Annotated in this window: 20 protein-coding genes, 1 tRNA gene and 2 pseudogenes; 8 read left to right on the forward strand and 15 right to left on the reverse strand. The window is 70.1% G+C overall.

From position 1 onward, the window contains the following. Nucleotides 1-25: 25 nt before the first annotated feature. The 3 genes from ABZV77_RS22910 to ABZV77_RS22920 all read left to right on the forward strand — a co-directional run bounded on the left by ABZV77_RS22910 (nucleotide 26) and on the right by ABZV77_RS22920 (nucleotide 2,129). On the forward strand, nucleotides 26-409 hold the full coding sequence (locus tag ABZV77_RS22910) for an MmcQ/YjbR family DNA-binding protein (protein ID WP_356259747.1): 384 nt from the start codon (nucleotides 26-28) through the stop codon (nucleotides 407-409). 156 nt (nucleotides 410-565) lie between these two features. Then, nucleotides 566-1,858 (forward strand): MFS transporter, encoded by a 1,293-nt coding sequence (locus tag ABZV77_RS22915; RefSeq protein ID WP_356260222.1) that lies wholly within the window; start codon nucleotides 566-568, stop codon nucleotides 1,856-1,858. 197 nt (nucleotides 1,859-2,055) lie between these two features. Continuing rightward, nucleotides 2,056-2,129: transfer RNA gene (locus ABZV77_RS22920), tRNA-Pro, on the forward strand. A 110-nt stretch (nucleotides 2,130-2,239) separates the two neighbouring features. Here ABZV77_RS22920 and ABZV77_RS22925 read toward each other — a convergent pair. From ABZV77_RS22925 to ABZV77_RS22950, 6 genes and pseudogenes are all read right to left on the reverse strand, one after another. Further along, nucleotides 2,240-2,585, reverse strand: a pseudogene (locus ABZV77_RS22925) (tyrosine-type recombinase/integrase); the annotation flags it as partial. Between the two features lie 1,552 nt (nucleotides 2,586-4,137). Beyond that, nucleotides 4,138-6,030, reverse strand: coding sequence for a DNA/RNA non-specific endonuclease (locus ABZV77_RS22930; RefSeq protein WP_356259751.1), 1,893 nt, complete (start codon nucleotides 6,028-6,030; stop codon nucleotides 4,138-4,140). 171 nt (nucleotides 6,031-6,201) lie between these two features. Beyond that, nucleotides 6,202-8,397, reverse strand: a complete 2,196-nt coding sequence (locus ABZV77_RS22935) for a trypsin-like serine protease (protein WP_356259754.1) — start codon at nucleotides 8,395-8,397, stop codon at nucleotides 6,202-6,204. Next, the gene (locus ABZV77_RS22940; RefSeq protein WP_356259757.1) at nucleotides 8,394-8,894 is read right to left on the reverse strand and encodes a hypothetical protein; all 501 of its coding nucleotides are present in this window, start codon (nucleotides 8,892-8,894) and stop codon (nucleotides 8,394-8,396) included. The genes ABZV77_RS22935 and ABZV77_RS22940 overlap by 4 nt, the downstream gene beginning before the upstream one ends. Nucleotides 8,895-9,054: 160 nt before the next feature. Next, complete coding sequence (locus ABZV77_RS22945; RefSeq protein ID WP_356259760.1) at nucleotides 9,055-12,270, reverse strand: ALF repeat-containing protein; 3,216 nt, start codon at nucleotides 12,268-12,270, stop codon at nucleotides 9,055-9,057. Between the two features lie 143 nt (nucleotides 12,271-12,413). Continuing rightward, complete coding sequence (locus ABZV77_RS22950) at nucleotides 12,414-12,872, reverse strand: hypothetical protein (RefSeq protein ID WP_356259763.1); 459 nt, start codon at nucleotides 12,870-12,872, stop codon at nucleotides 12,414-12,416. A gap of 286 nt (nucleotides 12,873-13,158) precedes the next feature. Between ABZV77_RS22950 and ABZV77_RS22955 the strand changes: the two genes are divergently transcribed. Next, complete coding sequence (locus ABZV77_RS22955) at nucleotides 13,159-13,437, forward strand: hypothetical protein (protein ID WP_356259765.1); 279 nt, start codon at nucleotides 13,159-13,161, stop codon at nucleotides 13,435-13,437. 86 nt (nucleotides 13,438-13,523) lie between these two features. Here ABZV77_RS22955 and ABZV77_RS22960 read toward each other — a convergent pair whose 3' ends face one another. The 6 genes from ABZV77_RS22960 to ABZV77_RS22985 form a co-directional block, all read right to left on the reverse strand. Continuing rightward, complete coding sequence (locus ABZV77_RS22960; RefSeq protein ID WP_356259767.1) at nucleotides 13,524-15,224, reverse strand: BCCT family transporter; 1,701 nt, start codon at nucleotides 15,222-15,224, stop codon at nucleotides 13,524-13,526. A 241-nt stretch (nucleotides 15,225-15,465) separates the two neighbouring features. Further along, nucleotides 15,466-16,479, reverse strand: coding sequence for a serine hydrolase (locus ABZV77_RS22965; protein WP_356259770.1), 1,014 nt, complete (start codon nucleotides 16,477-16,479; stop codon nucleotides 15,466-15,468). Nucleotides 16,480-16,783: 304 nt separating this feature from the next. Then, nucleotides 16,784-17,416: a hypothetical protein gene (locus ABZV77_RS22970; protein ID WP_356259772.1), complete on the reverse strand. Its 633-nt coding sequence runs from the start codon at nucleotides 17,414-17,416 to the stop codon at nucleotides 16,784-16,786. Between the two features lie 126 nt (nucleotides 17,417-17,542). Then, nucleotides 17,543-17,755: a hypothetical protein gene (locus tag ABZV77_RS22975; protein WP_356259774.1), complete on the reverse strand. Its 213-nt coding sequence runs from the start codon at nucleotides 17,753-17,755 to the stop codon at nucleotides 17,543-17,545. A gap of 86 nt (nucleotides 17,756-17,841) precedes the next feature. Further along, nucleotides 17,842-18,033 carry a hypothetical protein gene (locus ABZV77_RS22980; protein WP_356259777.1) on the reverse strand — a complete coding sequence of 64 codons (192 nt, stop codon included), beginning with the start codon at nucleotides 18,031-18,033 and terminating at the stop codon, nucleotides 17,842-17,844. A gap of 22 nt (nucleotides 18,034-18,055) precedes the next feature. Continuing rightward, on the reverse strand, nucleotides 18,056-18,538 hold the full coding sequence (locus tag ABZV77_RS22985; protein ID WP_356259779.1) for a MarR family transcriptional regulator: 483 nt from the start codon (nucleotides 18,536-18,538) through the stop codon (nucleotides 18,056-18,058). 85 nt (nucleotides 18,539-18,623) lie between these two features. Between ABZV77_RS22985 and ABZV77_RS22990 the strand changes: the two genes are divergently transcribed. From ABZV77_RS22990 to ABZV77_RS23000, 3 genes are all read left to right on the forward strand, one after another. Then, nucleotides 18,624-19,496, forward strand: a complete 873-nt coding sequence (locus tag ABZV77_RS22990) for a haloalkane dehalogenase (protein WP_356260224.1) — start codon at nucleotides 18,624-18,626, stop codon at nucleotides 19,494-19,496. 292 nt (nucleotides 19,497-19,788) lie between these two features. Then, the gene (locus tag ABZV77_RS22995; protein ID WP_356259781.1) at nucleotides 19,789-20,136 is read left to right on the forward strand and encodes a hypothetical protein; all 348 of its coding nucleotides are present in this window, start codon (nucleotides 19,789-19,791) and stop codon (nucleotides 20,134-20,136) included. A 40-nt stretch (nucleotides 20,137-20,176) separates the two neighbouring features. Then, nucleotides 20,177-20,719, forward strand: a complete 543-nt coding sequence (locus ABZV77_RS23000) for a hypothetical protein (RefSeq protein WP_356259784.1) — start codon at nucleotides 20,177-20,179, stop codon at nucleotides 20,717-20,719. Between the two features lie 211 nt (nucleotides 20,720-20,930). Here the strand turns inward: ABZV77_RS23000 and ABZV77_RS23005 are convergent, their stop codons facing one another. After that, the gene (locus ABZV77_RS23005) at nucleotides 20,931-21,455 is read right to left on the reverse strand and encodes a PadR family transcriptional regulator (protein WP_356259786.1); all 525 of its coding nucleotides are present in this window, start codon (nucleotides 21,453-21,455) and stop codon (nucleotides 20,931-20,933) included. A 110-nt stretch (nucleotides 21,456-21,565) separates the two neighbouring features. On the opposite strand from ABZV77_RS23005, the gene ABZV77_RS23010 reads away from it, so the two are divergent. Beyond that, nucleotides 21,566-22,954, forward strand: coding sequence for an MATE family efflux transporter (locus ABZV77_RS23010; protein WP_356259789.1), 1,389 nt, complete (start codon nucleotides 21,566-21,568; stop codon nucleotides 22,952-22,954). On the opposite strand, the gene ABZV77_RS23015 is transcribed toward ABZV77_RS23010, so the two are convergent. Then, entirely contained in the window at nucleotides 22,951-23,580 is a 630-nt protein-coding gene (locus ABZV77_RS23015; protein ID WP_356259791.1) for an NUDIX domain-containing protein, read from the reverse strand. The genes ABZV77_RS23010 and ABZV77_RS23015 overlap by 4 nt on opposite strands. An 82-nt stretch (nucleotides 23,581-23,662) precedes the next feature. Further along, nucleotides 23,663-24,249: pseudogene (locus ABZV77_RS23020) on the reverse strand (IS5 family transposase); the annotation flags it as partial. Nucleotides 24,250-24,580: the final 331 nt, after the last annotated feature.

The following is a 24,580-nucleotide window of genomic DNA, read 5'->3' on the forward strand; positions in this document are numbered from 1 at the left end:
AGTGCCGTTGGCTACGGTTCGTGACATGTCGAAGTCCAGATCCCGTGCCCGTGTCACCTCGGACGACGTGCGCCGCATCGCGCTCGCCCTGCCGGAGACGGTGGAGAAGATCGCGTGGAGCATGCCCACGTTCCGGGTCGCCGGGAAGATGTTCGTGACGGTTCCGGACGACGAGACGTCGTTCGCCGTGCGCTGTCCGAAGGTCGAGCGCGACGAGCTGGTCCTCGCGGAGCCGGACAAGTTCTGGGTCGCCGCCCATGAGGCGGGCTCGGCCTGGGTGCGGGTGCGGCTCGCCGCCCTGGACGCCGCCGAGCTCACGGACATCTTGGCCGACTCCTGGCGCCAGGCGGCGCCGCCCCGACTCCTGGAGGAGCACCCTGAGTTGGGAGTGGCGCCCGCGGATCACTGACCGCTGTCATTGCTGCCCATATTTATAGAGAGCGCTGTCTGCGCTCCGTGGCATGATCCCACCGTTGCCATAGGGGAGGGGTGGGGGAGCGTGCCGACGGGTTCGGGGGCACAAGGGAAACCGGGAACACCGGGAACACCGGGAACATCAGGGGGTCTGGGGGCACCAGGGACACTCGACGAGGCTGCCCGACCCATCTGGTCGCGCGACTTCGGACTGTTCTTCGCGGCCCGTACGGTGGCCAAGCTCGGCGACACGATGCTGCCGGTCGCTCTCGCCGCCGGACTGCTGAAGCAGGGGCACGGCGCCGGAGCGGTCGGGCTCGCGATGGCGGCCACGACCGTCTGCTTCGCGGGCCTGGTGATCTTCGGCGGAGTCTTCGCCGACCGCTTCAGCACGCGCCTGCTCATGATCGGCGCCGACCTGGTCCGGCTCGGCACCCAATCGCTCGCGGCGGTGTTCTTCTTCACCGGCAACGTCGTCCTCTGGCAGATCTGCGCGATCGGCGCGGTCAACGGCGCGGCGGCCGCACTCTTCCAGCCGGGCGTCGCCAGCACGGTCCCGCGCCTCGCCGACGACGTACAGAAGGCGAACGGTGCGATCCGCGTGGCCGAGTCGACCGCGTCCCTCGCGGGTCCGGCCGCCGCCGGTGTCCTGGTCGGCCTCGCCTCGCCCGGCGCCGTCTTCGCCGCGCACGCGGCCACGTACGGACTCAGCGCCCTGTGCCTCCTCCTGCTCCGGCTGCCGCCCGCCCGCCCGGGCTCGCAGCCGCACAGCAACGGCTTCCGGGCGGACCTCGTGCAGGGCTGGCGGGAGTTCAGGTCCCGCACCTGGCTGTGGAGCGTCATCGCCGTCTTCAGCGTGCTGATGATCACGACCACGGGGCCGACCGTGCCGCTGGTGGCGACCCTCGTCGTCCAGGAGCACGGCTCGGGCGCGTACGGCCTGGTGAACTCCGCCCTGGGGGCGGGCACCGTCCTCGGCGGTCTCCTGGCCCTGCGGCTGCGCCCCCGCCGCATGCTCCGGGCCGGGGCGGTGGCCCTGGTCGCCTACGCCGCCTTCCCCACGGCCGTCGGCGCCCAGCTGAGTGTCCCGCTGATGTCGGCGGGCGCGGCGGTCGCGGGTGCGGGCGTCTCCTTCTGGGGAGTGATGTGGGCGACGAGCGTCCAGACCCAGGTCCCGCCGGACGTCCTCAACCGGATCCACGCCTATGACGTCGCAGGCTCCCTCGCCATGCTGCCGGTGGGCCAGGCCCTGGCGGGTCCCGCGGCGGCCGCCTTCGGCGCGGAGGCGGTGCTGCTCACGGGCGGCGTCATGACGGTGACGGTCTGTGCCGCCCTGTTCGCCATACCGGCGATCAGCGGCCTGGTCAGGGCGGACGCCCCCGCCCTGTCCGGCCCGACGCTCTCGGCGGGGCGCGCGAGGGCGGGGTACGGCGGCGGCCGGTGAGCACGGCAGCGGCCGGTGATCTGGGTCACGCGAGCCACCCCCGCCGCCCCGGCGCCGGGCCCGGGAGCCGGGGCCGGGCGGCTTGTTCCGATCCGTGCCCGGCGCCCGACCGGGAAAGGCGTGAGCGATCACGGGTCGGAGTGCGGTATTGTTTCGGTGCGCGTTCAGCCAGGGGAAACCCCAGGTCAGACGGGCATCGGGACGTGGCGCAGCTTGGTAGCGCACTTGACTGGGGGTCAAGGGGTCGCAGGTTCAAATCCTGTCGTCCCGACTCGTAAGAGTCGCAGATCAGGGCCGGTTTCGGAGTCATCCGAAACCGGCCCTTGATCGTTTTTGGGGACCAGTTGGGGACCAGCGAGGGACAAGGGCCCTTGACCTGGGTCAGCGGGTTTGGATGATCGGGCTCGGCAGCGAGCGGGGTGCGCGCAGCACGCTGAGGTGCGCGGAGAGCGCTGCCCCGGCGGCCGTGATCTTGTGTACGTCGGGGTGCAGGTAGCGCTGAGTGGTGGTCAGGGATCCGTGGCCGGCGATGCGTCGCAGGACGTGGACCGGCACGCCTGCGTCGGCGAACCAGGTTAGGCCGGTGTGTCGCAGGTCGTGGCGGCGCAGGTGCTGGGCCGGTGAACAGGATGCGCTGGGCGACCAGGGGGCGGATCTCCTCGATGATGGGGACCTTGCGGGCTCGTTTGCCCTTGGTGCCCTTGTCGGTGAGCCTGCCCCCGGGAGCCTTGACGCTGCTATCACGGTCGTTCTGATGGGGCGTCAAGTGTGCTGTCGCGTCATTGCCTAATGAATGCTGGGCAGTTCCCAAACGCCGTGCACTGATAGGCCGAGCAGCACGCGGTGCTGCTCATCGGTGATCACGACACTGGCTCTGCAGCCGGAGGCCGGAGCACCAGTACGGCCAGATCCTCGGCGTCGAATCGCTGGGGCGTGGTCCCTCCGGCTGAGGGCAGAGCGAGTTCGTCTTCGGCGGGGGTGATGTCGCGGCGGTGGGCGGGCACGGTGTCCGAGTGCGGCGTGATGGTGCAGATGGCGCCGTCGGGGCGCAGATAGTCGCGCAGACGGTGGAGGATCCGGGGGGGGGGCAGGAAGGCGTGGCTGAGGCGGATGGTGTCACCTGCGCCGCCCTCTGCGTCCTTCCGCCCCCTGGCTCACCGGTGTCTTCTGCGTCCACGGACCGGTAAAGGATCATCCGTGGCCAGTCCCGCACTCGGTCGAGCTCAGTGAAGCGCAGCACTTCCTGACAGGCCGGGGGCCCAGCCGCCCTGCTCCTCCATGACGGTGTCCGGGCTGCCCGCACGGGAGGCTGCGGGCCAACGCCGGCTGATCGAGCGACCCCGCTTCCCAGCTCGGGCCCGACCGGGAAGGAAGGAAGCATGTCCTGGACGTTGCCGGATTCCACGCTCGCGGCCGCCGTGCCCACTTCCGTCCTGCCCCGGTCCAGCGCAGCCTCGCCCCGGCGTCTGCCGGTCCCGGTTGAGCATCGGGCATCTGCCTGAGGACCTGCCGGGCGGCGACACGCTCCGGGCGGCCCTTGAACTGAGTCCAGAACTCGTCGGTGTGTACGCGCAGACTCGTCTGTCGGCAGGCTTCCCACAGCCGCTCGTACTCCTACGCCTGCTCGTCGGCCCACCCCTGCGTGGCCGGGCGCGACGACTGGTAGCCATGCAGGGCGCCGCCGTGCGCCGGGGCCGGCGCTTCCCACCCCTCGTGCTCTCCCAGGAGGAGGCGGCTCAGCTGATGATGCAGCGGACCATCGGAGCCCTGACTGCTCTCACCGCCGTTGCTAGGCGGCACAGCGACACCAGTCGAACGCACGTCGCCGAGACGCAGGTCATCCCGCCGACGGCAAGCCCGGGTCCGACCTCAGCAGCGGCACTCGCAGGCCGCGGGCGGCAAGTACGGCTTCAGCGCTGCTGCCTCGGGGGAGAACTGGCCTTGGTCGACGGCGGGTTGGGGTGAGGTATGGCGCGTGGGGATGCGGCGAGGGACGGTACTCTGACCGAGGAGGATCGGGAGAACTTCGGCGGCATGTCGATCGAGGACGCCGACGATGAGGGCTCGGAGAACGGCAGCGAGCCGGCAGCCCCACGATCCCCGCGTGCACGACAGCTCGGTCGGTGGGCCGCGCCTGTGGCCCGCCGACAAGCCCTGGCCCCCACGTTGCGGGGCCGCACGTATGGGACGGGGCAACGCGGAAGAGTGCGGTGACGTCGAACGGCCGCGGTGGGGTCGTGAGGCTCACGTCGGCTCGCGTGGGCGTGCCCTGGGTGTGATCAGTTACCGAGGTTGTGCAACCCGGTGTTGGTATAGGTGTTGGTGACATAGACGTTAGGGAACAGTTCCTCGGTCGTCCCGTTCGCGCGTTGGATCGTCGCTCTCATCGTGACACCCGTCGGGACGGTGCTCTTCGCGTCCTTGTAGACGGGCGTCACCTCGTAGAAGATCGCGTCGTTCGGACCGAACAAGGCGATATCGCCCTTGACCAGGTTCTCCGCATCGGTCTCATACGTCCGCATGCTGGGCGTGCCGGTGTTCATACCGCTCTGCCAGCAGGGGACGAGATTGAGCCGGGTGAGTTTGCTCGTGCCCTTTCCGCCGAGGACGCTGGGGATGAGATGGCACCGGGACTGGTCGTAGGGGAGGCTGTTCGCCGCCTTGTACGCCTCCGCGTCCTTCATGCCGGTCACGGGATTGCTGGTGCCGGTTCCCTTACCGCGCTTGCGCGCTATGCATCCGGTCGCCTTGGCCGCCCGCTCTCCGGGCCCGGCCGTCGAGTCGGTCTGGTTGACGAGCGGAACGTCGTCGGTCTCGTTCCTGAACCAGCCGTCGCCGTTGGGCAGCCAACCGGCCTGCGGCGAGTTGGCCAGGCAGGGGGCCTGCCCCGTTGTGTCCGGCGTCGAGATCGGCAGCTCGAACTTGTCGGCGTCGATCACCCGCTGGTCCTTGAAGCCGTCGGCGAGCTGAGTGTCCGCGAACTGCTTTTCGGCGGGCGTGACATGGGCCTGCACGCAGGGCGCGGCGCGGTCGTGCTCATGGCCGTTGTTCAGGATGTAGGTGTCCCATTCTCCGTTGCCCAGGTTGGGGATCACCTCGGCGCACTGGGCGCCGGCGGCACCGCCTTCCTTCGCCTCGCCGAACGGGAAGTCGCCGCAGCTGTCGGCGTCGACGAGTTCCGTCTGCGCCGTGAAGCCGCCGCACGTGGCCGCGGTGCGGGCGGCCACGCCGCTCGTCGACCTGGTCATCGGGCTGCCCTGCTTGCCCCAGGCGCCGTTGAGGTTCTTCTGAGCCCAGCCGTAGGCGGCTACGGCACCTCCTGGGTCCGACGCCGTGGCGCTCATCGGCACCACGGCCATGATCGAGGGAACTGCGCACCCGGTTGTGGAGTCGCCTCCGACCGCGTCATCACAGCGAATCTTGCGGGGGTTGTCCCACGAGGCGTTCGGATCGACGGGCGTGGCGCCTGAGCTGGTTACGTACATCTTGTACGAGGTGGTGAATTGCACGTGCGTGTTCGGTACGGGGTTCGAGGAGTAGGTGACGGTGCCGTTGAGGGACTGGCCCGGGGTTACGTTGCCGCCGTACCAGGGTGCGGTCTTCGTCGTCGTGCAGCCGGTCGTACAGGAGGCGCGTAACTTGGCGTTGAGGGCGGTGACGGCGCCGCTCGCGCTGGTCATCGTCGCGGTGATCTGCTCGCTCCAGTCCGTGCCCGTCGCGGGAAGGGTCGCCGTGGTGGAGACGGTCAGGGTGCCGCGTCCGAGCTCTTTACCGGTGCTGTCACGCAGGGTGTAGAGAACGTTCACTCCGCTGAGGCAGTACGCGAAGCGTTCGTAGCTGTAGGTGCCGGGGCCAGCGACTGCGCAGCTTCCGGCGTTCGCGGCCGAGGCGGGGTTACGCTCCGGTGTCGCTGTGCGCCTGGCCGGGGCAGGGCTCATGCGCACACATGCCGCGGCGGCGCCCGCCCGGCGTTCCTTGGAGCCTGGCCGCGTGGGCTCGCAGTGCTCGGCGAGGTCCGCCGGGAAGCTACTGGCTTCGGTGCGGAGTGCGGCGGTCGGCTGCTCCGTCGCGTGGATCCAGCCCTCACGTCCCTGCTCTCCCGTCGACCTCTGCTGTGCCCAACTGGTACCGGACGTGGTAAGCCCCAACACCACCACGGTCAGCAGGGTCACGATGGCTGAGCTGGTACGTATTCGTGCGGATCGCGCAGGTCTTGTGGCGCGCATGGTTGTCCCACCTCTCTTTGGCACGGTGCTGCCGCGCGGGCGCCGACCGCCCGGGAGGTCGGCGCCCGCGCACGGCCCGGACCGGTCAAGTCGGCTCTGGGGCCGTCCGGTTCGCCCTCAGCGGATCGTGCTACCGAAGGCTTTGCCGCCTGCCGGGATTCCGTTGCTGCCGGGCTGATAGGTGGCCACCGGCAGGTCGGGGCCGGTCGAGGAGTGCGCGGTGGAGTTCTGCCATGGCACCGCGTGGACGGCGCCCGGGCCGGTGGGCATGCCGACGTAGACGCGGGTGGGGCTGACGCCGATGGCCTGGCCCACACGCTGGCCGGCTCCGGGAGCACCGGGGATGAGGTTCGTACCCGGGAGCAGGACGTCGTTGTGGAGCCCGGGGGCGCCGTACAGCGTGACGACGTGCACTGCGCCCGCGCCCGCCGCACTCCCCTGGGACTCGCCGGGCGCTCCGGCCACGAGTTGGAGGGATTCCCAGGTCGGCTCGGTGAGCGGGGAGAGGTTGATGGCCTGGAGGGTCTCGCCGAAGCGGTCGCCCGCCTCGATGCGGTCGGCGATGCCCGCCGAGTCCTGGGTGAACGTCCGTCGTTCGCTCCAGGTGCCGGTGGCCGGGATGTTGAACGTCGCCACTCCCCCGGCGTTGTTGGCCACGGCGCCGTTGTCGGCGGTGAGGGATTCGCCGGGAACACCGGCGGCGAGTACGGACTGGCCGCCGGGGCCGTTCTCCACCAGGGCCACGGCGGCTCCGAACGCGTCGCCGGCCTCGGATCCGCCGGAGACGGTGTCGAGATTCTGGTTGATGTTGGCACGCTCGACCGGTCGGGCACCGGCCTGGGCGGGGTGTGCGAAGACCCAGGCCGCGCCACCGTCCGCTACGGCGTCGATGTCCTCACCGGGCGCGCCGATCGCGATGTGGTCGGCGTCCCCGGCCACCGAAGCACCCACCTTGTCACCCGGCTCGGGGCCGCCCGACATACCGGCCCCCTGCGCGATCGACACGCAGGTGGCGCCCCGCAGGTAGAACACGGTCCCGGCGTTCGCCTGGCCGCCCACCGTGTCTCCGGCCGACCCGATGACGAGGTAGGGGGAGCCGTCGCGGGTGTGCCCCGCGGCCAAGGAGGAGCCGAGCAGGTCACCTTTCTGCTTGACCGCGTCCCTCATCACGCCGTCGCCCTGAACGTAGGTGTCGCTGACGCGGCCCTTGCCCAGACCCGCGGCGGAGCCGTAGACGACGGCGACCGTGCCGACATCGGTGACGGTGGCGGTGGTGTCCTCATACGGGGCCCCCACCACCAGGTCGGTGAAGCCGTCCCTGTTGTAGTCCACGGTGGCCAACGTGTGGCCGAACCGGTCACCGGGCTCGGCGCCCGCGGGGATGTAGGAGGCGCTCTGGTCGACCTGGGCGGTGCCCCGCCCACCGCCGTAGACGACGTGCACGGCGCCCGCCTCGGCGTACCCGGCGACCGTGGCCTTGGGGTCACCGATAGCGGTGTCCTCGAAGCCGTCGCCGTTGAAGTCCGCCACCGGCACCCGGCGCTGGGCGACATCGACGGCGTCCTTGACCCATTCCGCGAGGCCATCGGTGCGGGCGCCGACGGCGGCGGTGGAGGTCTGGGCGGCATCACTGCCGAAACAACCGCCCTGGTCGGAGCCGGTGGCCACGGCCACGATCTGGGCCGCGCCCTGCACCGGGCGAAACAGCGGGGCCCCCGCGTCACCGGCGCACACAGCGCTGCCGTCGCCGTTCAGCCCCACGTCCAGGCCCTCGGAGCCGGTGACGGTGAAGGTGCCGTGGTGGGCCTTGACCGGGGCCCATTCGTCCGCGGTGCGGCCGTAGCCGGTCAGGGTCAGCTTCTCGTCGACGGCCGCGGGTGCGGTGGCCAGGGTTGCGGGCTGTATGTCGGTCACCGGTGCGGAGAGCCGGGCCAGGACCACGTCCCGGTCTTCGCGCGGGAGCAGTTGTACGACGGTGCGCTCGGCTCCGAGGGCGGTGGTCAGGTCGGTGCGGCCGATGACGGCCTTGGTGGACTGCCGCGGCGCCCCGGCTGGGACGCCGGTCGGCGCGGCGGGGTCGTCGGCGAAGCAGGACGCCGCGGTGAGCAGCCACTGCGGGTGGACGAGGGCGGCGGTGCAGGCCCTGGCGCCGTTGCCGATGTCGAGACGGGCGGTGAAGCCGCGGGTGGCGTCGGTCTCGGCGGGGCCGGTGACGGCCTGCGCCGTCACCATGGGCGACAGCAGGACGGCGGCGGCCAGCAGTGCCGCGCCCGTGCGCATGGCCGTACGCGTGGTCGTTCGCTCTCTGTTCATCTGTTGGTCCGGATCTCGAGGAGGGCGAATTCGCGTGACTGCGGATCGGCGGACTCGCCCACCGGGGTCCAGCTCTCCTTCGGGACGTCGATCTCCTGCCGGGTGTCGTCCGCGGCGGTGAGGACCACGTCGGCGTCGTGGGTGACGGCGCCCTTGACGGCGTACACCGAGGGGATCTCCACGGCGAGGTAACCGGTGGTGCCGGTGGTGCGGAAGCAGAGTTGGCCCTTGCCACGCGCCCAGACGGCCAGCAGGCCGGTGCCGGAGTCGCAGTCGGTCAGGACGATGTGTCCGTCGCCGCGCTTGAGGAGGATGCCCTTCTCCTGCTGGATCTTGTCGGCTCCCGGGTAGGCGAAAGTCTCGACGACATGACCGGGCCGGGTGTCCGCCACCGCGGCGGCGGGCGGTTCGTCGGTGTGGGATACGACGGTGAGCAGTGCTGCCGTGCAGGCGGCCGCGGCCGCGCCGGTGGCGATGATCCGCCGGAGCAACTTCATGGGAATCGGTGTCCTTCGCAGGTGTGGGCGCGCGACGACATGGCGCGGTGGCACGCGGGGCGGGGAGGTGTCCGGCCGCCGGGGCGGCGGGTTGGGCGCGGTGGCCGCGGGGCCGGGCGCGCGAGAGGATTCGACAGCCCGGCGCGCGCCGGGCAGGTGATCAGGCCGCCAGCACCCACTCGTCCTTGAAGAGCTTGCCGACCTTGCTGAGGCCGCGGGTGGCGGTGGAGGCGGCGAACCAGCCCGCGGCCCGGGCGAACCTGCCGCTGGTGAAGCCGTTTTCCATGCCGATGAGCCCCACGCGGGCGCCACCGGAGATCATGCCCACTCCGCTGCCGACACCGGCCACGACCCCGGCGACGGGAGCGGAGGGGGGAAAGGCGACCGCGGTCCCCATGGCCCCCGCGGTGACCACGGCAGCGCCGGTCTCGACCCAGCCGAGCCCCTTGATCCAGGCGTCACGGTCCTCCCACCAGTGCTCCTTGTCCGGCACCCGGTCGTTGTCGGGGGAGTCCGCGGGGTTGACCCCGTTCTGCCGGTCCCGCTTGGCCTTCTCCTGCGCTGCCAGCGCCTGCCTGCGCTGCTCGTCCGCACGGGCCTGGGTCCCGATGCGGTGCGCGTCCCGTGCCGCCTGGTCGGCTTCCTCGGCGCTCTTGCCCGCGTCGATCTCCGCCTGCCGGGCCCGCTGGGCGGAGGCGCGGGCCTGGCTGGCGGAGTTCGCGGCGTTCTCGGCAGCCGCGAGGGCGCGGTTGGCGGCGTAGTTGGCATTGCGCGCGGCGGCCCGCGCCACCGTGGCGGCGGATTTGGCCTTCTCCGCCGACGCCTTGGCATCGGCCGCGGCCCGGTCCGCGATATCCGCGTTGTTACGGGCCTCCACCGCGGAGTCGGCGGCGCTCTTGGCGGCGGCCTGTGCGGCGGCGGCCCACCGGGCCGCTTCCTCGGCGGCCTTGCGTGCCTCGGCCGCGACTTTGGACGCCAGCGCCGCGTCCTGCTGGGCCTCGTGCGCGATCCGTGCGGCGGCGGCGATCAAGCCCTTCATGGCGGAGACATGGGCGTGGGTGTCCAGGTCGAGCTGGACCGCGAGGTGCCGTACCTTCTCCAGGAACTGCCGCCGCATCCAGGCGGGCCCTTCCAACGCGACCTCCGCCAGTGCCCGCATGTACCGGTCGGCTTCGTGCAGCAGAGCGGTGATCGCGGCCCGGTCGTCCTCCTCGATCGCCGCGGGCAGCTTCTCGGTGAGGAATTCGTGCAGCGCTTCCGGAGTGCCCTTCTCCAGCGCCTCCTCGGCCGCCTTCTTCACCGCCGGACCCGGGTGCTCACCGATGATTTTCAAGATGGCCCGGCGGTTGTCCTCCTCCGAGGCCTTGATCCGCCCGGAGGTGTTGAAGTCGCCTACGGCCGTACTGGTGTTGCTGCCCAGGGCCTGCACGGCGGCCTCGGCGACGGCAGGGCCGCTGACCTGCGCGATGTACAGGGCGGTCTCGCGGTCGTCCTGTTGCTGCGCGAGAGCACGATCGAGATCCACCCAGGCGAGCACGTCGTCGTCGCTGCCGGCGAGCGCGTACTGGGCGGCCTCCCGGGTCCACGTCCCGCTCGCCCGCAGCAGTCCGACGGCGGCCTTGCGGCCCAGACCCGCGGCCAGCGGCAGGTCGTCGGCGTTCAGCGCCCGGCCGGCCTGCGCGAGAAGGTCCAGGATGTCCTGGTTGATCTGCTGGACCTGGTTGAGTCTGCCCGCGTGGGCGGTCAGCGCCTCCTTCTCGGCGCGGGCGAGCTCTCGGGCCCGCTCGATCCCTTGCTGCCGCTCCATGTCCAGCTGTGCGTCCTCGGCTTCGCGGGCCTTCGCCTCGACCGCGGTGGCGTCCTGTACCGCCTGGGTGGCGGTGTCCGCCGCCTTGATCGCCTCGGCCGCGTGGGCGGTGGACTTGTTCGCGAAATCCCGCGCCTGGCCGGCGTATTTCACCGCCTCCTCGGCGGCCGCCGCGGCCTTCTCCGCGTGACCCGCCGCCGAGTTCGCCGCGGCCCGCGCGCTCTGCGCCGCGCGGGCCGCGGCATCGGAGTGCGCGTCGGCGGCGGCTGCTGCAGCGGTTGCCTGCCGGGCCGCCTCCGCGGCGATGGCGGCCTGCCGGCGGGCCTCCTCGGCCTGGGCCCGCGCCTCTCCGGCGGCGGCACCTGCCTGGTTGGCGGCGGCGTCCGAGGCAGTGGCGGCGGCCGAGGCGCCCCGGGCGGCCGCCGCGGCCCGGCCACCGGCGGCCTTGGCCCGAGCGACCTCGGCCAGGATGCGGTCGAGACCCGCCACCATCTCACGGGCTTTGGCGGCGGCGTTCCGTGCGGCCACGGCCGCGTTCTTGGCCACCCCCGCCATGTCGGCGTTCTTCGAGGCGTCGATCGCGGCCTTGTAGGCGCGGGAGGCCGCGGCCGCCGCCTTGGCGGCCGCGTTCTGCGCGGCGGTGGCGGCCTGCGAGGCGAGCCGCGAGGCGCGGGTCGCCACCTGGGAGGCCTGGATCGCGGTACGCGCGCAGTCCGCCGCGCTCCGGGCGGAGGTGATGGCCCGCCGGGCGGCCGCCGCCGACTTGCGCACGTCCTGCTGCGCGGCCCGGGCCTCGGCCAGGGCCTTCTGCGCGGCCTCCTTGGCCTTGTCCGAGGCTGCGACGGCCTGCTCAGAGGCCTCGACGGCCAGATCGGTCTGCGTCTGCGCCCTGCGGCCCGCCCGTGCCACGACCGCGGCCAGCTCTTCGACCCTGGTCGCTTCCTGGTCCCGGGCCTGCGCGATGTGCTGCCCGACTTCGAGGAACCACTCCACGTCCTCGTCGCTGCCGCTGAGGGCGCGCGAGGCGTACTTCTGCGCCTCGGGCCCCGCGTTGGTGAGGCTGCGCGAGACCGCCACCCGCGAGTCCTCGGCCCGGGCCGTGTACTGCCCCTCGACCAAGAACGCGTGCAGGACCTCAGGGGCGCCGTCGTCGAGCGCCGCGGTCGCAGCCCGGGTCAGCGCCTGGCCCCCCTCGCTCATGACCGTGGTGGCGGCCACCCGGTAGTCCTCCAGGACGGCCGGTTTGAAGCCGTTCGTCACGAAGTCTGCGATCGCGCTGTCGCCTTGGTTGAGCGCCGCCACGGCTTCCCGCTGCAGGCCCCTGCCCGCCCCGGCCAGGAAGGTCATGACCGCGACCCGGTTGTCCTCCGCCTCCACCCCGGGAAGGGTCTCCGACAAGAACAGAGCGACGTCGGAGTCGGTGCCGGCGAGCGCGTATCCGGCGGCCGCCTTCGTGGCCTTCCCGCCGGACATCCACGCTTGTACCGCGCGTGCCCGCTGGGTGGCGGGCAGGTCGGCGCGCGTCGCGCCCGTGCGGGAGGCGGCGGCCCGGGCAGGAACCGTCGGCAAGGCCGCACCGGTGACCCCCGCGAATAACGCGGCCACAACCCGCCGCCGGCTCCAGAATGTCGCTTCCATGCATCCCCCGCTGCTTCAGGCAGTACGGCGTGCCGTACGACGGCTGTGCAGGCATTCCGCACATGAACCAGAAACTAGGTACCGGGGCGGGGGACCGCCATACCGCCGAAGTTGTAACTTCCTCTCAACCCACCGCAGTACAACCAAGCCCTCAGCAACCACAGACGTATACGACCGCGCTGTTGCCCACGAAGTGGGTGTGCCAATTGCGAAGTGGTGTGCCAATTGGGCGACTGATCCCGGTTGTTGCGGTGGCAGTGGCTGGTGGGGGTGAGCCAGTCTTCGCAGGCGATCCGGCTGATCAACGTGCGTCTCCTGCGGGCGGCCGCGATGCGGGGCACGGCGTCAGGGGCGACCGCGTAGGTGAGGCCGGTGACTTGGAGGGCGATCTGCTCGTAATCGCCGGGTGCGAGGTCTGGGTCGGTCCACGCGAGGACGGCGTTGACGAGTGCCTCGTGCGGGGCGCGGTTCGAGGAGAACTCGGTCTCGATCAGGCCGTGCAGGTCGTGGAGCACGACGTAGGCATAGGTCATCGGGCGCCCGCCGATTCGTCGTCCTGGTCGTGGTCGGCGGTGTCGGCGGCCGAGGCCCGGACAACGAGTAAGCGGGCATGGCTGCGGTCGGCGCAGGTCAGGAGCGCCGGGGTGTCGCCGGACCGGCACGGCTCGCTCAGCGTGTTGGTTCACTGGCTCAACTCTGCAATCGGCAGGGTCGTAGGGGTCGCGCTCTTCGGGCGTCCTTGGGATGCTGTCGTGGCACAGTTGCCGGTTGCTCGTTGTCGGCGGATGGGCAGCCGCGCCCCTGCCGGAGGAGGACACGGTGGGCCGTACCAGCGACCAAAATCCGACACCAAGTCACGAGGGCGACGTCGCCTCCGGGAAGCCGGACGATGGCGCTTCGGTTGCCGTGACTTCCGCCCGAAGCGCGGATAAGCACCGTGACGTCGCACGCATCTTCCGGGACATCGACACCTTCGCCCCGGACGCGTTCGTCGCCCACCTCACCGAGGATGTGGTGTTCCGCTTCGCCAACAGCCCCGAACTGGTTGGCCGCCACGAGGTACGGCAGGGCGTCGCCGCCTCCGCTTCTGCTCGGTGACCTGCCAGAACCGGGCTCGTGCGGCGGCCTTCCGGAGCCGCAGGGCGGCTGCTGCGGACTGAGCGGCGGGCGTGGAGCTCAACAGCTCACCTTCGGTCCTGCGGGACCTCCTGCGGGGCCTGTGACGGGACCTCCGATGGCACCTCCCGCGGCACCTCCGGCGGGACGAGCCCCTGCTCCCGCGCCATCTCACGCGCCACCCGGGGCGCCGTCCACAGCGTCGGCAGCATGATGAAGCCCACCGGCACCGCTGTGACCACGATGAACGACTGGAGTGCGGTGATGCCTCCGTCGCCGACCAGGATCAGCACCGCGGCCGCCGCGCCCATCAGCAGGGCCCAGAACGCCCGTACCGCACGCGTCGGTTCACCGGCCCTCGTGCCCGCGGAGGCGATGCTGTACGACATCGAGTCGGTGGTCGTCACCACGAACGTGATCGTCAGCAGCAGCAGCGCGACCGCGACCACCGCACCCATCGGGAGCCGCTGCGCCATGGAGATGACGGCGGCGTCCATGCCGACCGATTTCAGCGGGCCCGAGATCGCGCCGGGGTCGCGCTGCTCCAGGAAGATGCCGGTGCCGCCGAACACCGTGAACCAGAACATGGTGGCCAGCGGAGGGACGATCGCGGTGGAGACCACGAGGTCGCGCAGGGTGCGGCCCCGGGAGATGCGGGCCACGAAGATGGACATCAGCGGCCCGTAGCCGAGGAACCAGCCGAAGAAGAAGACCGTCCAGGAGCCGAGCCACGCGTGGTCGCCCCGGTTCAGCGCCAGCGGCACGAAGTCCCGTGCGTACTGGCCGAAGCCGCCCAGGAACGAGTCGAGCACGAAGCCGAGGGAGCCGAGGACCAGGAAGACGGCCATCAGGGCGACCGCGAGCCAGATGTTGGCCTTGCTGAAGAACTGGATGCCGCGGTCGACACCGCTGGCGACGGAGAGCACCGCGACGACGGTCAGCAGGACGATGACGCCGAGCTGCACGGGGTAGCCGCCGGAGATGCCGAACACCTCGGAGAGCCCGTAGGAGACCTGGAGGCCGAGGAAGCCGATCGGGCCGACGGTGCCGGCCACCACGGCGATGACGCAGACGATGTCGACGGCGGCCCCGAGACGGGAGTGCCGGACGCGCTCACCGAGGAACGGGTGCAGCAGGGTGCGCGGGCGCAGCGGCATGCCGCGCTCCTGGCCCCGGATCATCACGATCGAGGCGAGCGTGCCGAGGACGGCCCAGGCGAGGAAGCCCCAGTGCGCGAAGCTCTGGGAGAGCGCGGCGTCGGCCGCCTCCTGGGTGCCGCTCTTGACGCCGTCGTAGAAGGGGGGCGTGTTGATGTAGTGCTCCACGGGCTCGCCCGCCGCGAAGAACACGCCGCCGCCCGCGAGCAGTGTCGACATGATCATCGCGATCCACTGGAACCTGCCGTACTCCGGCCGCGCCCCGGCGCCCCCGAGCCGCACCTTCCCGTACCGGGAGAAGCCCAGCCACAGCGCGACGCCGAACGTCGCGAGCAGCAGCACCTGCCACAGCGGACCGAACCACCGCGCGACGAAGGTGAACACGGCGTTCACGGCGTCGCCCGTGGCCGTGGGCGCGATCAGCGCGGCCAGGACGAACGCGGTGAGCAGCCCGCCGCTGACGGCCAATACGGGGAGGTCGGTGCGTCCACGGCCACCGGGGGCCGCGGCGTCCGCCGTGTGGCCCTCTTCCTCCGTATGGCCGCCTTCGTCGTCGTCCGCGACGGACTCGCCGTCGGCGGGCGCGACGGTACGGGCGGGGGAAGTCGACATGAGGTTCCTTGCTGAGGGGGGATTCGCACACGAGGGCACGGCGCGCGGCACGTCACGGTGCGCGAGCCCGTATGCGCGCATACGGAGTGCCGGGCGGCCGGACCGCTCGGTGCGAAGGTCAGCAGGGAAGGGTGCTACCTGAAGGGCGTTGTCGTCAAATTCCGGACAATGTCCGGTGGTGCGGCGGCCGCGTTCGCGCTGGAGCGCCGGCGGCGGCTGCGCCTTCTCCGGCCCCGTCCGGTCAGTGGGCGAAGCCCCAGTCGAGCATCTTGGCGGCGTCCTCGAAGCGGTCCTTGTCGGCCCCCACGATCGCACCGACCAGGGTGCGGTTGTCGCGCTCGGCGGCGAAGACGACGGCGTAGCCGGCCTCCGCGCCGCTGCCGGTCTTGATGCCCAGCGCGCCGTCGTAGGTGCTCAGCAGTACGTTGGTGTTGTTCCAGGTGTAGTAGCGGGTACGGCCGTTGGCCGCGGGGGCCTCGGTCTTGAACTGCTTCCTCTTCACGATGTCAGCGAACACCGGCTTCAGCATGGCGCGTTGGCCGAGCTTGGCGAGATCGCGGGCGGTGCTGCGGTTGTCGCCGTGCGATATGCCGTCGAAGGAGTCGAAGTGCGTGCCCGTCAGGCCCAGTTGCTGTGCCTCGGCGTTCATCTGGCTCTCGAAGTCGGCGATCCGCGCGTCCGTGGTGTCCCCGGACCCGAAGTTGTCGGCCAGCGCCATCGCGGCGTCCGCCCCCGAGGGGAGCAGCATGGCGTGCAGCAGCTGCCTGGCGGTCAGCTTGTCGCCGGTCTGAAGGTCGGCCGTGCTGGAACCGGCCTTCGTGACGTAGTCCCGGTACTCCTGCTTCACCGTGAACTGCTGGTCCAGCCGCTCCGGGTACTTGAGCACGACGAGGGCGGTCATGATTTTGGTCGTACTGGCCATCGCCACGCTCTCGTCGGCCTTGGTCCCGGCCCACATCTCCCGCTCCTGGCTGCCGTCGCGGGCGTCCAGGAGAAAGGCGTGGTCGGCCTTGATGACGGGGGCGTCCTGGCCCGTCGCGTCGGGCGCGCCCTGCTCCCGGCCCTGCCCCTGCCCGACGGTCCCGGCGGCCTGGCCGCTCGTCCGCTCATTCTCGTCGACGGAGTGGGTGGCACTGGGGGTGGCCGCTTCGGCGAGACCGCCGGCGGTGATCGGGAGCACGGCCCCGACCAGGGCGACGGTCGCGATCCGGGCCCCGGTCCGGTGCAGCCGGTTGGGGCGAGCGTGGGAACCCATGAGGCATCTCTTCTCCCGGCGCCGGGCGCCGGCTGATGGGGGGGGAATCGGTGCGTAGTGAACCTACTTGGGTGATGACGGCCATTTCAAGATCGCTGTGTCATAAGCGGGTAACAGGGCTGGGGGTGGTGGAGGACGTGCAGGAGGTCGAGTTGACCCAGTACCGGGGAGGTGGAGGTGAGCTGAGAGGTTCTCGTGACTGCTCGCGCCAGGCCTCGGCGACAAGATCGTCGCCAACCAGCAGTCGTATGTACATGACGGCGGCCCCGGCCAGATATCTGGCCGGGGCCGCCGTCTGTCCGGGTCAGTGGTCGGCGAGCAGGTGTTCCTGCCGGGCCTGGACCAGGTGGCGCCATGCGGTGCGGATGTCGTCCTCGCTGGTGACCCAGCGGGTGATGAAGGGCTGTGGCAGGGGCAGGCCGGCCATGAAGTGGGCGATGTCGGTGAAGTAGGCAAAGTCGCCGCCGGCGGTGAGCGCGCGGAGCCGCGCGATGGTAGTGGCCAGCTGCGGGCTGTCGCTGCGGACGGCGTGGTGGAAGGCGCGGGCGAGTTCCACGAAGCGGTGGAGGAAGGGGAGTCCGGCGGATTCGATGTCGGTGTTCAGGCTGTGGGCGCGGGCGGTGATGCTGTCGGTTCCGGCGTCCTTGATCAGAGCGACGACCTGGGCCAGGAGGGTGTTGGAGCGCTGGTCGAGGCCGTCGAGGTGCTCGTGGGCGAGCGTGAGCTCGTCGTCGGCCCGGGCGGGGTCGGCGAATGAGAGGGCCAGGGCGAGGCGGACCTGCATCATGGCGCGCTCGCCCGCGGCAGCGTGCTGTTCGGCTTCGGTGCGGCCGGCTTCGAAGGCGGCGACGGCCTGGGCGGTGTGGGCGTGGGACCAGTGGATGTCGCCCAGGACGCGGTGGTGGCGGCCTTGCAGCGACGAAGCTGAGGTGGGCACTCACCGCTGACAAGACCGAGGTTGCGGCGCTGCGCGAGCTCGCCGAGGGATGCGGCCGCCAGGAGATCGAGTACGTGCTGGCACTGGAGGACACCACGGTGGCGTAGAGCACGGGAAGGGGGTGGGCTACGCCGCTTCGTAGCGGTGCGCCCGCCCGCCCCGCCACAACACCCGCGTCTGGTCGTCGAGCAACTCCTCCGCGTCCGGCAGTCCCGCTCGGCGTAGGAACTCCAAGAGGTCGGCTTCATTGTGCGCGAGGCCGAGGATTTGCCCGCGCACCGTCCCCCGCCGGCCGCCCGTGCGGGACGGCGGGTGGACGACTATCTGAGCGCTGGCCATGCCTACAGGGTGCGCCGCGCCGGTCACTCCAGCACGCCGAGCCCTAGGTGAATTCGCAGGCCTGCGGGGCGACCGGACCTCCAGCTCTACAGGAGCATCAGGGCGCAAGGTACGCAGAAGGGCTGGTGGTTCAGTTCCTTGAGGTGCTGGTCGATCAGGTGCCAGGAGGTACCGGTGAAGGGCGGGCGGCCGGTGACCGCTTCGAAGAGCACGCAGCCGAGCGAATACAGGTCGGAGCGGTAGTCGTAGACGTCGGCGGAGAGCGCTTCGGTTGCCATGTAGGCCGGGCGCTCGGCTTGTTCACATGTCCTGGCCGTGGTGGTGCACAAGGACAGCGAGGAGTCGGGCCAACTGCTCGCGTTCCGGCGGCGTAAGTGGCGCGAGCACCTCGCTCTCTGCTTCGGTCAGCAGTTTGTCCAGCTTCAGCAGTTGCCGGTGGCCCTGCCGAGTGAGGGTAATGACGTTCTGGCGGCGGTCGGCGGGGTTGGGCGAGCGTTCCACCAGTCCGCGATCGGCCAACTCGTTGATGACCGTGACCATGTCACTGCGGTAGATCCCGGTGCGGGAGCCCAGCTCTGCCTGGCTTGCGGGTCCGAACTCGTCCAGTGTGGCGAGTACCGCGTAATGCCACTTGCGGGCGCCCGCCCGCACCAGCTTCTCGTTCACCAGACGATCCGACTGGATCGCGGCCAGTGACAGGAGCCGGGTCCGCAGATTCCACAGCCGCGCGGCAGTGGTCTGCCGGTCGGCCGAGCGAGCCGTGTCGGGCACGTAGCTGCTCATGCCCACATCCCTTGCGCTAGTCACACTAACAAAATACTCTGCCCGGCGATGGAACGTTAGTGTGACGAACCAATTGGAGGACGTCATGCCGGTGGCGAACGTGCTGGACTCGACGATGTTCTACGAGGAGGCTGGCAGCGGTACCCCCTTCGTCTTTCTGCACGGCAACCCCAGCTCATCCCACCTGTGGCGCAAGGTGCTGCCCGAAATCGACCTGCCCGCCCGCCTGCTCGCCCCGGACTTGATCGGCATGGGCCGCTCCGGCAAGCCCAACGTGCTGTACCGGTTCGCCGACCACGCCCGCTACCTGGACGACTGGTTCGACCAGCTGGGCCTGGACGGGGTGGTGCTCGTCGGCCACGACTGGGGCGGCGCACTCGCCTTCGACTGGGCAACTCGCCACCCTGACCGGATCCGCGGTATGGCCTTCTTTGAAACTATTGTTCGGTCGATGTCCTGGAACGAGCTGGGCGACGGACCGCGCTCGCGCGGCCAGGCCATGCGCGGACCCCAGGGCGAGACGCTGGTGCTGGATCAAAACGTCTTCCTGGAGTCGGCCTTCACCGGAGGCGTGCTGAACCCAGTCAGCGAGGCGGACATGCAGGCCTACCGGGCGCCGTACCCCACTCGGGAAAGCCGTCGCCCGGTGCTGGAGTGGGCACGCTCGCTACCGTTGGACGGGCAGCCGACCGATGTCGCCGAACGGGTCGAGCAGTACGTCAAATGGCTGGCCGATAGCGACAAGGTCCCCAAGTTGCTGCTCACCTTCGACTCCTCGCCCACCCTGCTGATCGGCAAAGAGGTGGCCACATGGTGTGCGGAGAACATTGCCGCGCTGGAAACCCGGCACTGCGGAGCGGCCGGCCACCACGCACCCGAGGACCAACCCCAGGCCATCGCCGACGCGATTGGCGCATGGGCTCAGCGGCACACTCTGGCCGGCGATCGGCGACGCTGATCACACACGCGGACCTGTCGATGGAGGTGATGCGGTTGTCAAGGCAGCCACCGGGACCCTTGATCGCGACGGCGTCGCAGTGGTGCTGCCCGCCATCTCGGCGAGAAGAACTTCGTGAGGGAATAGTGCACGGTCGGAATAACCCCCTCCCGTAGTCCTCAATCTCCGCCGGGGATGCTGTGATACCGACGAAGCGGCAGGTGAGCTCCTGGTCCACGGCTTCCGCGGCAAGGGCTTCGACCGCGTTCCCGACCAGCCAGACGTTTCTGAACCCCTGCGCCCGTGGGCCGTCGTGGACGTGGTTCACGCGACCATCGGCCTCCTGGAAGACCTGCACAATCTGTCGTTGTTTCCCTCGATCCTGACCAACGCCCACGACGAGCGTCCCGCAACGGTCAACGCCCGCACAGGCCGCGCCATGAACGACGACACCCAGGATCTGATCTTCTGGATCAACTCCATATACCGCAGGGCGGATAGCGGCGCCCCCATCCCGGCCGATCCTGCCGGTCGCATCAACGCCGCCCGCTACCGCCGCACCCTCGCGCGCTATATCGTCCGCAAGCCGCGTGGACTGATCGCAGCCGCACTGCAATACGGGCATGTCCATACAAAACAGTTAGAGTCTTGCCGCTGGTGAGCACGTCAGTGGTCCCTCTGCCGACGAGTACCGGGCCCGTGTGGAGAGCACCGTGTCGTTCGCGGGTCGAGTAGTGACGAGCGTCGGCAGCGCAGAGCGCCTCCTGGAGCAGATGGATCCCGCGATCCATCACGGGCAGGGCATGACCTGCGTATGGCGCGCCGCCACGGCCGCCTGCCGCAAGGCCAAGCTCGCACTTGGGCTGCCGGACGATGACACACCGGACGAGTCGGAGTGCCGCTCCTCGTGCGCCAACCTCGCCTACACCGACCGCGACATCGAAGATGTGCAGCGCCGACGCGAGCGGCGTCGGGCCGACGCGGCCGACCCACTGGCCCCCAAGTCCCGGCGTGACCGCGCGGCGGCGCAGGCCGCTCAACTGTCAGGGATCATCGACTGCCACCAATTGCACGGTGCCCCTGACGCCGAGGAAGGGACCGCATGGCCAGCCGTCGTGCCCGGGATCTGGAAGCCGAACGCGCCGCGCTTCGTGCCGCAGCCGACCGTCTTTTGGCCGGCACACCCCTGCGCTCAACCTCCGGGAAACTCACCGCCTCCGAGCTGCTGCGCGAGTCCACACTGAGACGATACGTCGCATACGGCGACCACAAGGACCTCGTCGAGGAGTTCCAGGCGCGTGTCAGGGCACAGAACGCCACCCCAACCTGGAACTCCAGCAGGCCCGGGAAGAAATCGAGCAGTCCGGGAACGGCACCCGTCTTCCTGCCCCGCGCCGGCGGACGTCTCGTCGTTGACCATCCCCTAGCGGGATGGGCGCCGCCACCGGTCCACGCTCAGCCCTCCAGGCTGCCGATGGCTTCGGCCAGCCACTTCTTCTCCTCGGTGCCGGTGGCGCGAGCGATGCGCAGCATGCCCTGCCGGAAGAGGCCGGGCGCCTCCTCGGCTCGCACGGGCTTGCCATCGCGGTAGAAGAAGCTCGCCGGGACGTCGAGGAAGGTCTGTCGACGACGCAGCACCGCAGCCTGCTCGGCACGGTCCGGGAGATGATGCAGGAAGGCAAGCAGAGTGAAGAAGCGCTGCCCATCGGTGATTTCGGCCTCCTTGGGGTGCCGCAATCGGGACAGCAGTTCGGTGCGGCCCGTCTCGGTGAGGGACAGGATCCGACGGGGTGCGGCACCGCTTCCAGGTTCGGTGCGCTGCTCGACCAGACCCGCTTTCACGAGCCGGGAGATGGCCGGATAGAGCGCCCCGTCACTTACCGGGCGGATGTGGCCACTGAGGCCTTGGATGCGGGCTTTCAGCTCGTATCCGTGCAGGGGCTCCTCGAAGAGGAAACCCAGAATCGACAGCTCCAGCATGCCCCAAGCTCCTTCCTGCGCCTGTCGGCGCGCTTGCCCGTCTCGTCCCGCCATGCTATCTCTTTTCGCTGTACCTCGATTAGAGGTATAACGAAAAGAGGGGTGTAGTCATGGGGGCAGCAGAACACCGGCACAGGCTGGTGTCGCTCGCGTATCCGGTCTACTTCGAGCTTCTAGCGGGGGTCACGGCCGGGATCATCAACATGGTCTGGGTGGCGCGGCTCGGTGGTGACGCCGTCGCCGCGGTGGCTGTCGCCACGAATGTCGAGAACCTGCTGCTCGGCATCATCCTCGTCGCCGGCTCGGGCACGACTGTGCTCGTCGCACGAGCCAGAGGAGCGGAGGATCCGGCAGCGATGCGCTCCGCCGTGCGCGGCGGATGGGTCCTGTGGGCGCTCGTCACACCCTTGGTCGCTATCGGTGGATACCTGTGCCGCGAACCGCTCGCCCACCTCGTACTCGGCGGCAGCGGCGGCGACTCGCTGCCCCTCACCACTGGCTATTTCTCGATCGCACTGCCAGGGATCGCGGTGTTCTTCGCTACCAATGTCGTCGACGGCATCCTCAAAGGTGCGGGCGATACCCGCGCCCCGATGAAGCTCGCGATCCTCGCGAACGGACTGATTCTCGGGCTGGATCCCTTGTTCATCCTGGGATTCGACCTCGGGGTGCGTGGGGCGGCGATCGCCACAGTGTTGGGCCGGACGATCGCGCTCATTTGCGGTTTCGTGGCGCTGCACCGCAACGGCGTACTGCGACAGGCGGCCCGGGCGGCCCCGAACCGGGCCGGTTCGCTCAGTTCAGATGCGCGCAGGACGGCTGCGACCGGGCTTCCCATGTCCGCCGACTTCGTCGTACGGATGGCCGGGGCGCTTGCACTCGTCGCGATCGTCGCCCGGATCGGCGTCAGCGAGGTCGCCGCGTATGGGACCGCGACAAAGGCGATGTACATCGCGACCATGGGCTTCTACGCGATACGCCAGGCTGCCGCCATCCACACCGCCCATCTGCTCGGTGCCGGACGCGACGAACGGCGGGCCATCGGACGACAGGTGTTGCTCCTCGCCGGATCGCTAGGGTTCACGGCTCTCCTGACACTGCTCGCCGCCGGGCCGTGGATCATGCGGGCCTTCGGTAGTGAGGGAGAGGTGGCCGAGGCGGGGGCACTCTATCTGCGCTTCCTGGGGCCGTACTTGGTGCTTCTCGCTTGCTTCATCGCGCTGGGCGGGGTGTTCGAGGGCAGCGGCGGCAGCCCGGCCCTCGCGCGGATCACCTCATGCGGCGTGGCACTCCAACTCACGCTTGCATACAACCTGTCGGGTTCGGGGCTGCCCGGCATCTGCCTGGCCATGGCGCTGTCCATGGCACTTCAGTGCGCAGCCATCGCCAGGATGTATCGGCGCACGGGATATCCGACAGCCGCTGACTGCGACAACAGTCGGCTGAAGATCTCCGTCGCAGAGCCCGACAGCCCTTCACCCGACAATCGACTTGCCTAATGAACGGCCAGAAGGTGCCAGGTCGAGGGGGCGAAGGCGCTGTCCGGGTGGCGTTTGCCCAACAGGACGGAGCCGTCGCGGATGAGGACCAGGTGGGCGCCGACGATGCTGCGGCTGCGCTGGTCACGCGGCTCGCGGACTTCCACCACGGGAAGCGCCGCGTCCCGGTGGCCTGCGGGCGGCAGCGTGTTGCGGTGGGCGTGCAGGACCGCGACGGCGCCTGGGTCCATGGCCATTTCGTCGATTTCGTCGATGCGGGTCCAGCGGAGCTGGATGCCCTCGCGGAGGTTGATCTCGTGCGCGGGGGTGTTCAGCGTGCCGTGGTAGACACGCACGCGATTCATGAAGGCCCCGCGCGCATCCAGGGTGTCCAGGGTGACGAAGCCGGTCAGATCCGGGACGGCGAGCCCGATCTCCTCGTGGAGTTCCCGGGCGATGGCCGCCTCGCAGGACTCGCCCTTCTCGGTGTTGCCACCGAGCAGCGCCCACTGCCCCGGACGCCAGATCGGTTTGTTCGCCGAGCGCAGGTGGAGCAGGTACCGGCCGTCATCGTTGGTGAGCAGGGCCGCGGTGGAGGGGACGACCGGCCAGTCGATTGCGATGCGGGTGTGCTTCTTGACGAACACGTGTGAAGCGTCGGCTGCGGCCGCAGACCTGTTGTCGTCCAGTCGGTGGATAGTGATGCGCGGGCAGAGGGCGGCAGACCGCTAGCCCGAGGAAGGCTTCGTGGATGTCGTCGCGTCGTTCCCAGCGGATGCGCAGGTGGCGAAAGCCGTGCAGCCAGGCGATGGTGCGCTCGACGACGTAGCGGAAGATGCCCAGGCCGGTGCCGTGCGGCTCACCTCGTTTCGCGATCACGGGTCGGATTCCGCGCTGCCAGAGCAGACGGCGGTACGTGTCGTGGTCGTAGCCGCGGTCGGCCAGCAGCGCGTCGGGGCGCTGGCGCGGTCTGCCGACCCGGCCCGCGATGGCCGGGATCTTGTCGAGCAGGGGCAGCAGTTGGGTGACATCGTTGCGGTTCCCGCCGGTCAGCGTGATGGCGAGGGGGATGCCCTGGCCGTCGGTGACGAGGTAGTGCTTGCTGCCCGGCCGTGCGCGGTCGACCGGGCTGGGGCCGCTTTTGGGCCCAGTCGGGCGGCCCGGACGTGCGAGGTGTCGATCACCGCCCGCGACCAGTCGAGCTGGTTCTTCGCGTGCAGCTTCTCCAGCAGGACGACGTGCAGTTGGTCCCAGACACCGGCCTCGTTCCAGGCGGCCAGCCGCCGCCAGCAGGTCATGCCCGAGCCGAAGCCCAGCGCCTTCGCCTGATCTTCGTCGTCGCTGGTTGTCTGCGCGATCACAATCTCGTGGGCCATGCAATTGCCTCTCCAGCTCGGCCACTGCGACCCTATCCAGCTGTCCAATGCACGCTGACAGTCGGTCCCATCGCGGTCGGCCTTGTCTGCCTTGCGTGTGCCATCGCTTGGGGACCACACCTGGGGACCAGTGCCACGTGCACGCATTTCCGTGCTGTTTGGGCGTCTGTGGAGGAAGCGAGTTGAGTGCCAACGGCTCTGACCTCGGTGGCGAGAGACCCGAGTTCCGGGTATGCAGCGAGGTGTGTCAGTCCTCGGCTCTAAGCTGGCG

Origin of the sequence: Streptomyces sp. NPDC004732, assembly GCF_040609235.1 — a bacterium.
Classification (GTDB): Bacteria; Actinomycetota; Actinomycetes; order Streptomycetales; family Streptomycetaceae; genus Streptomyces.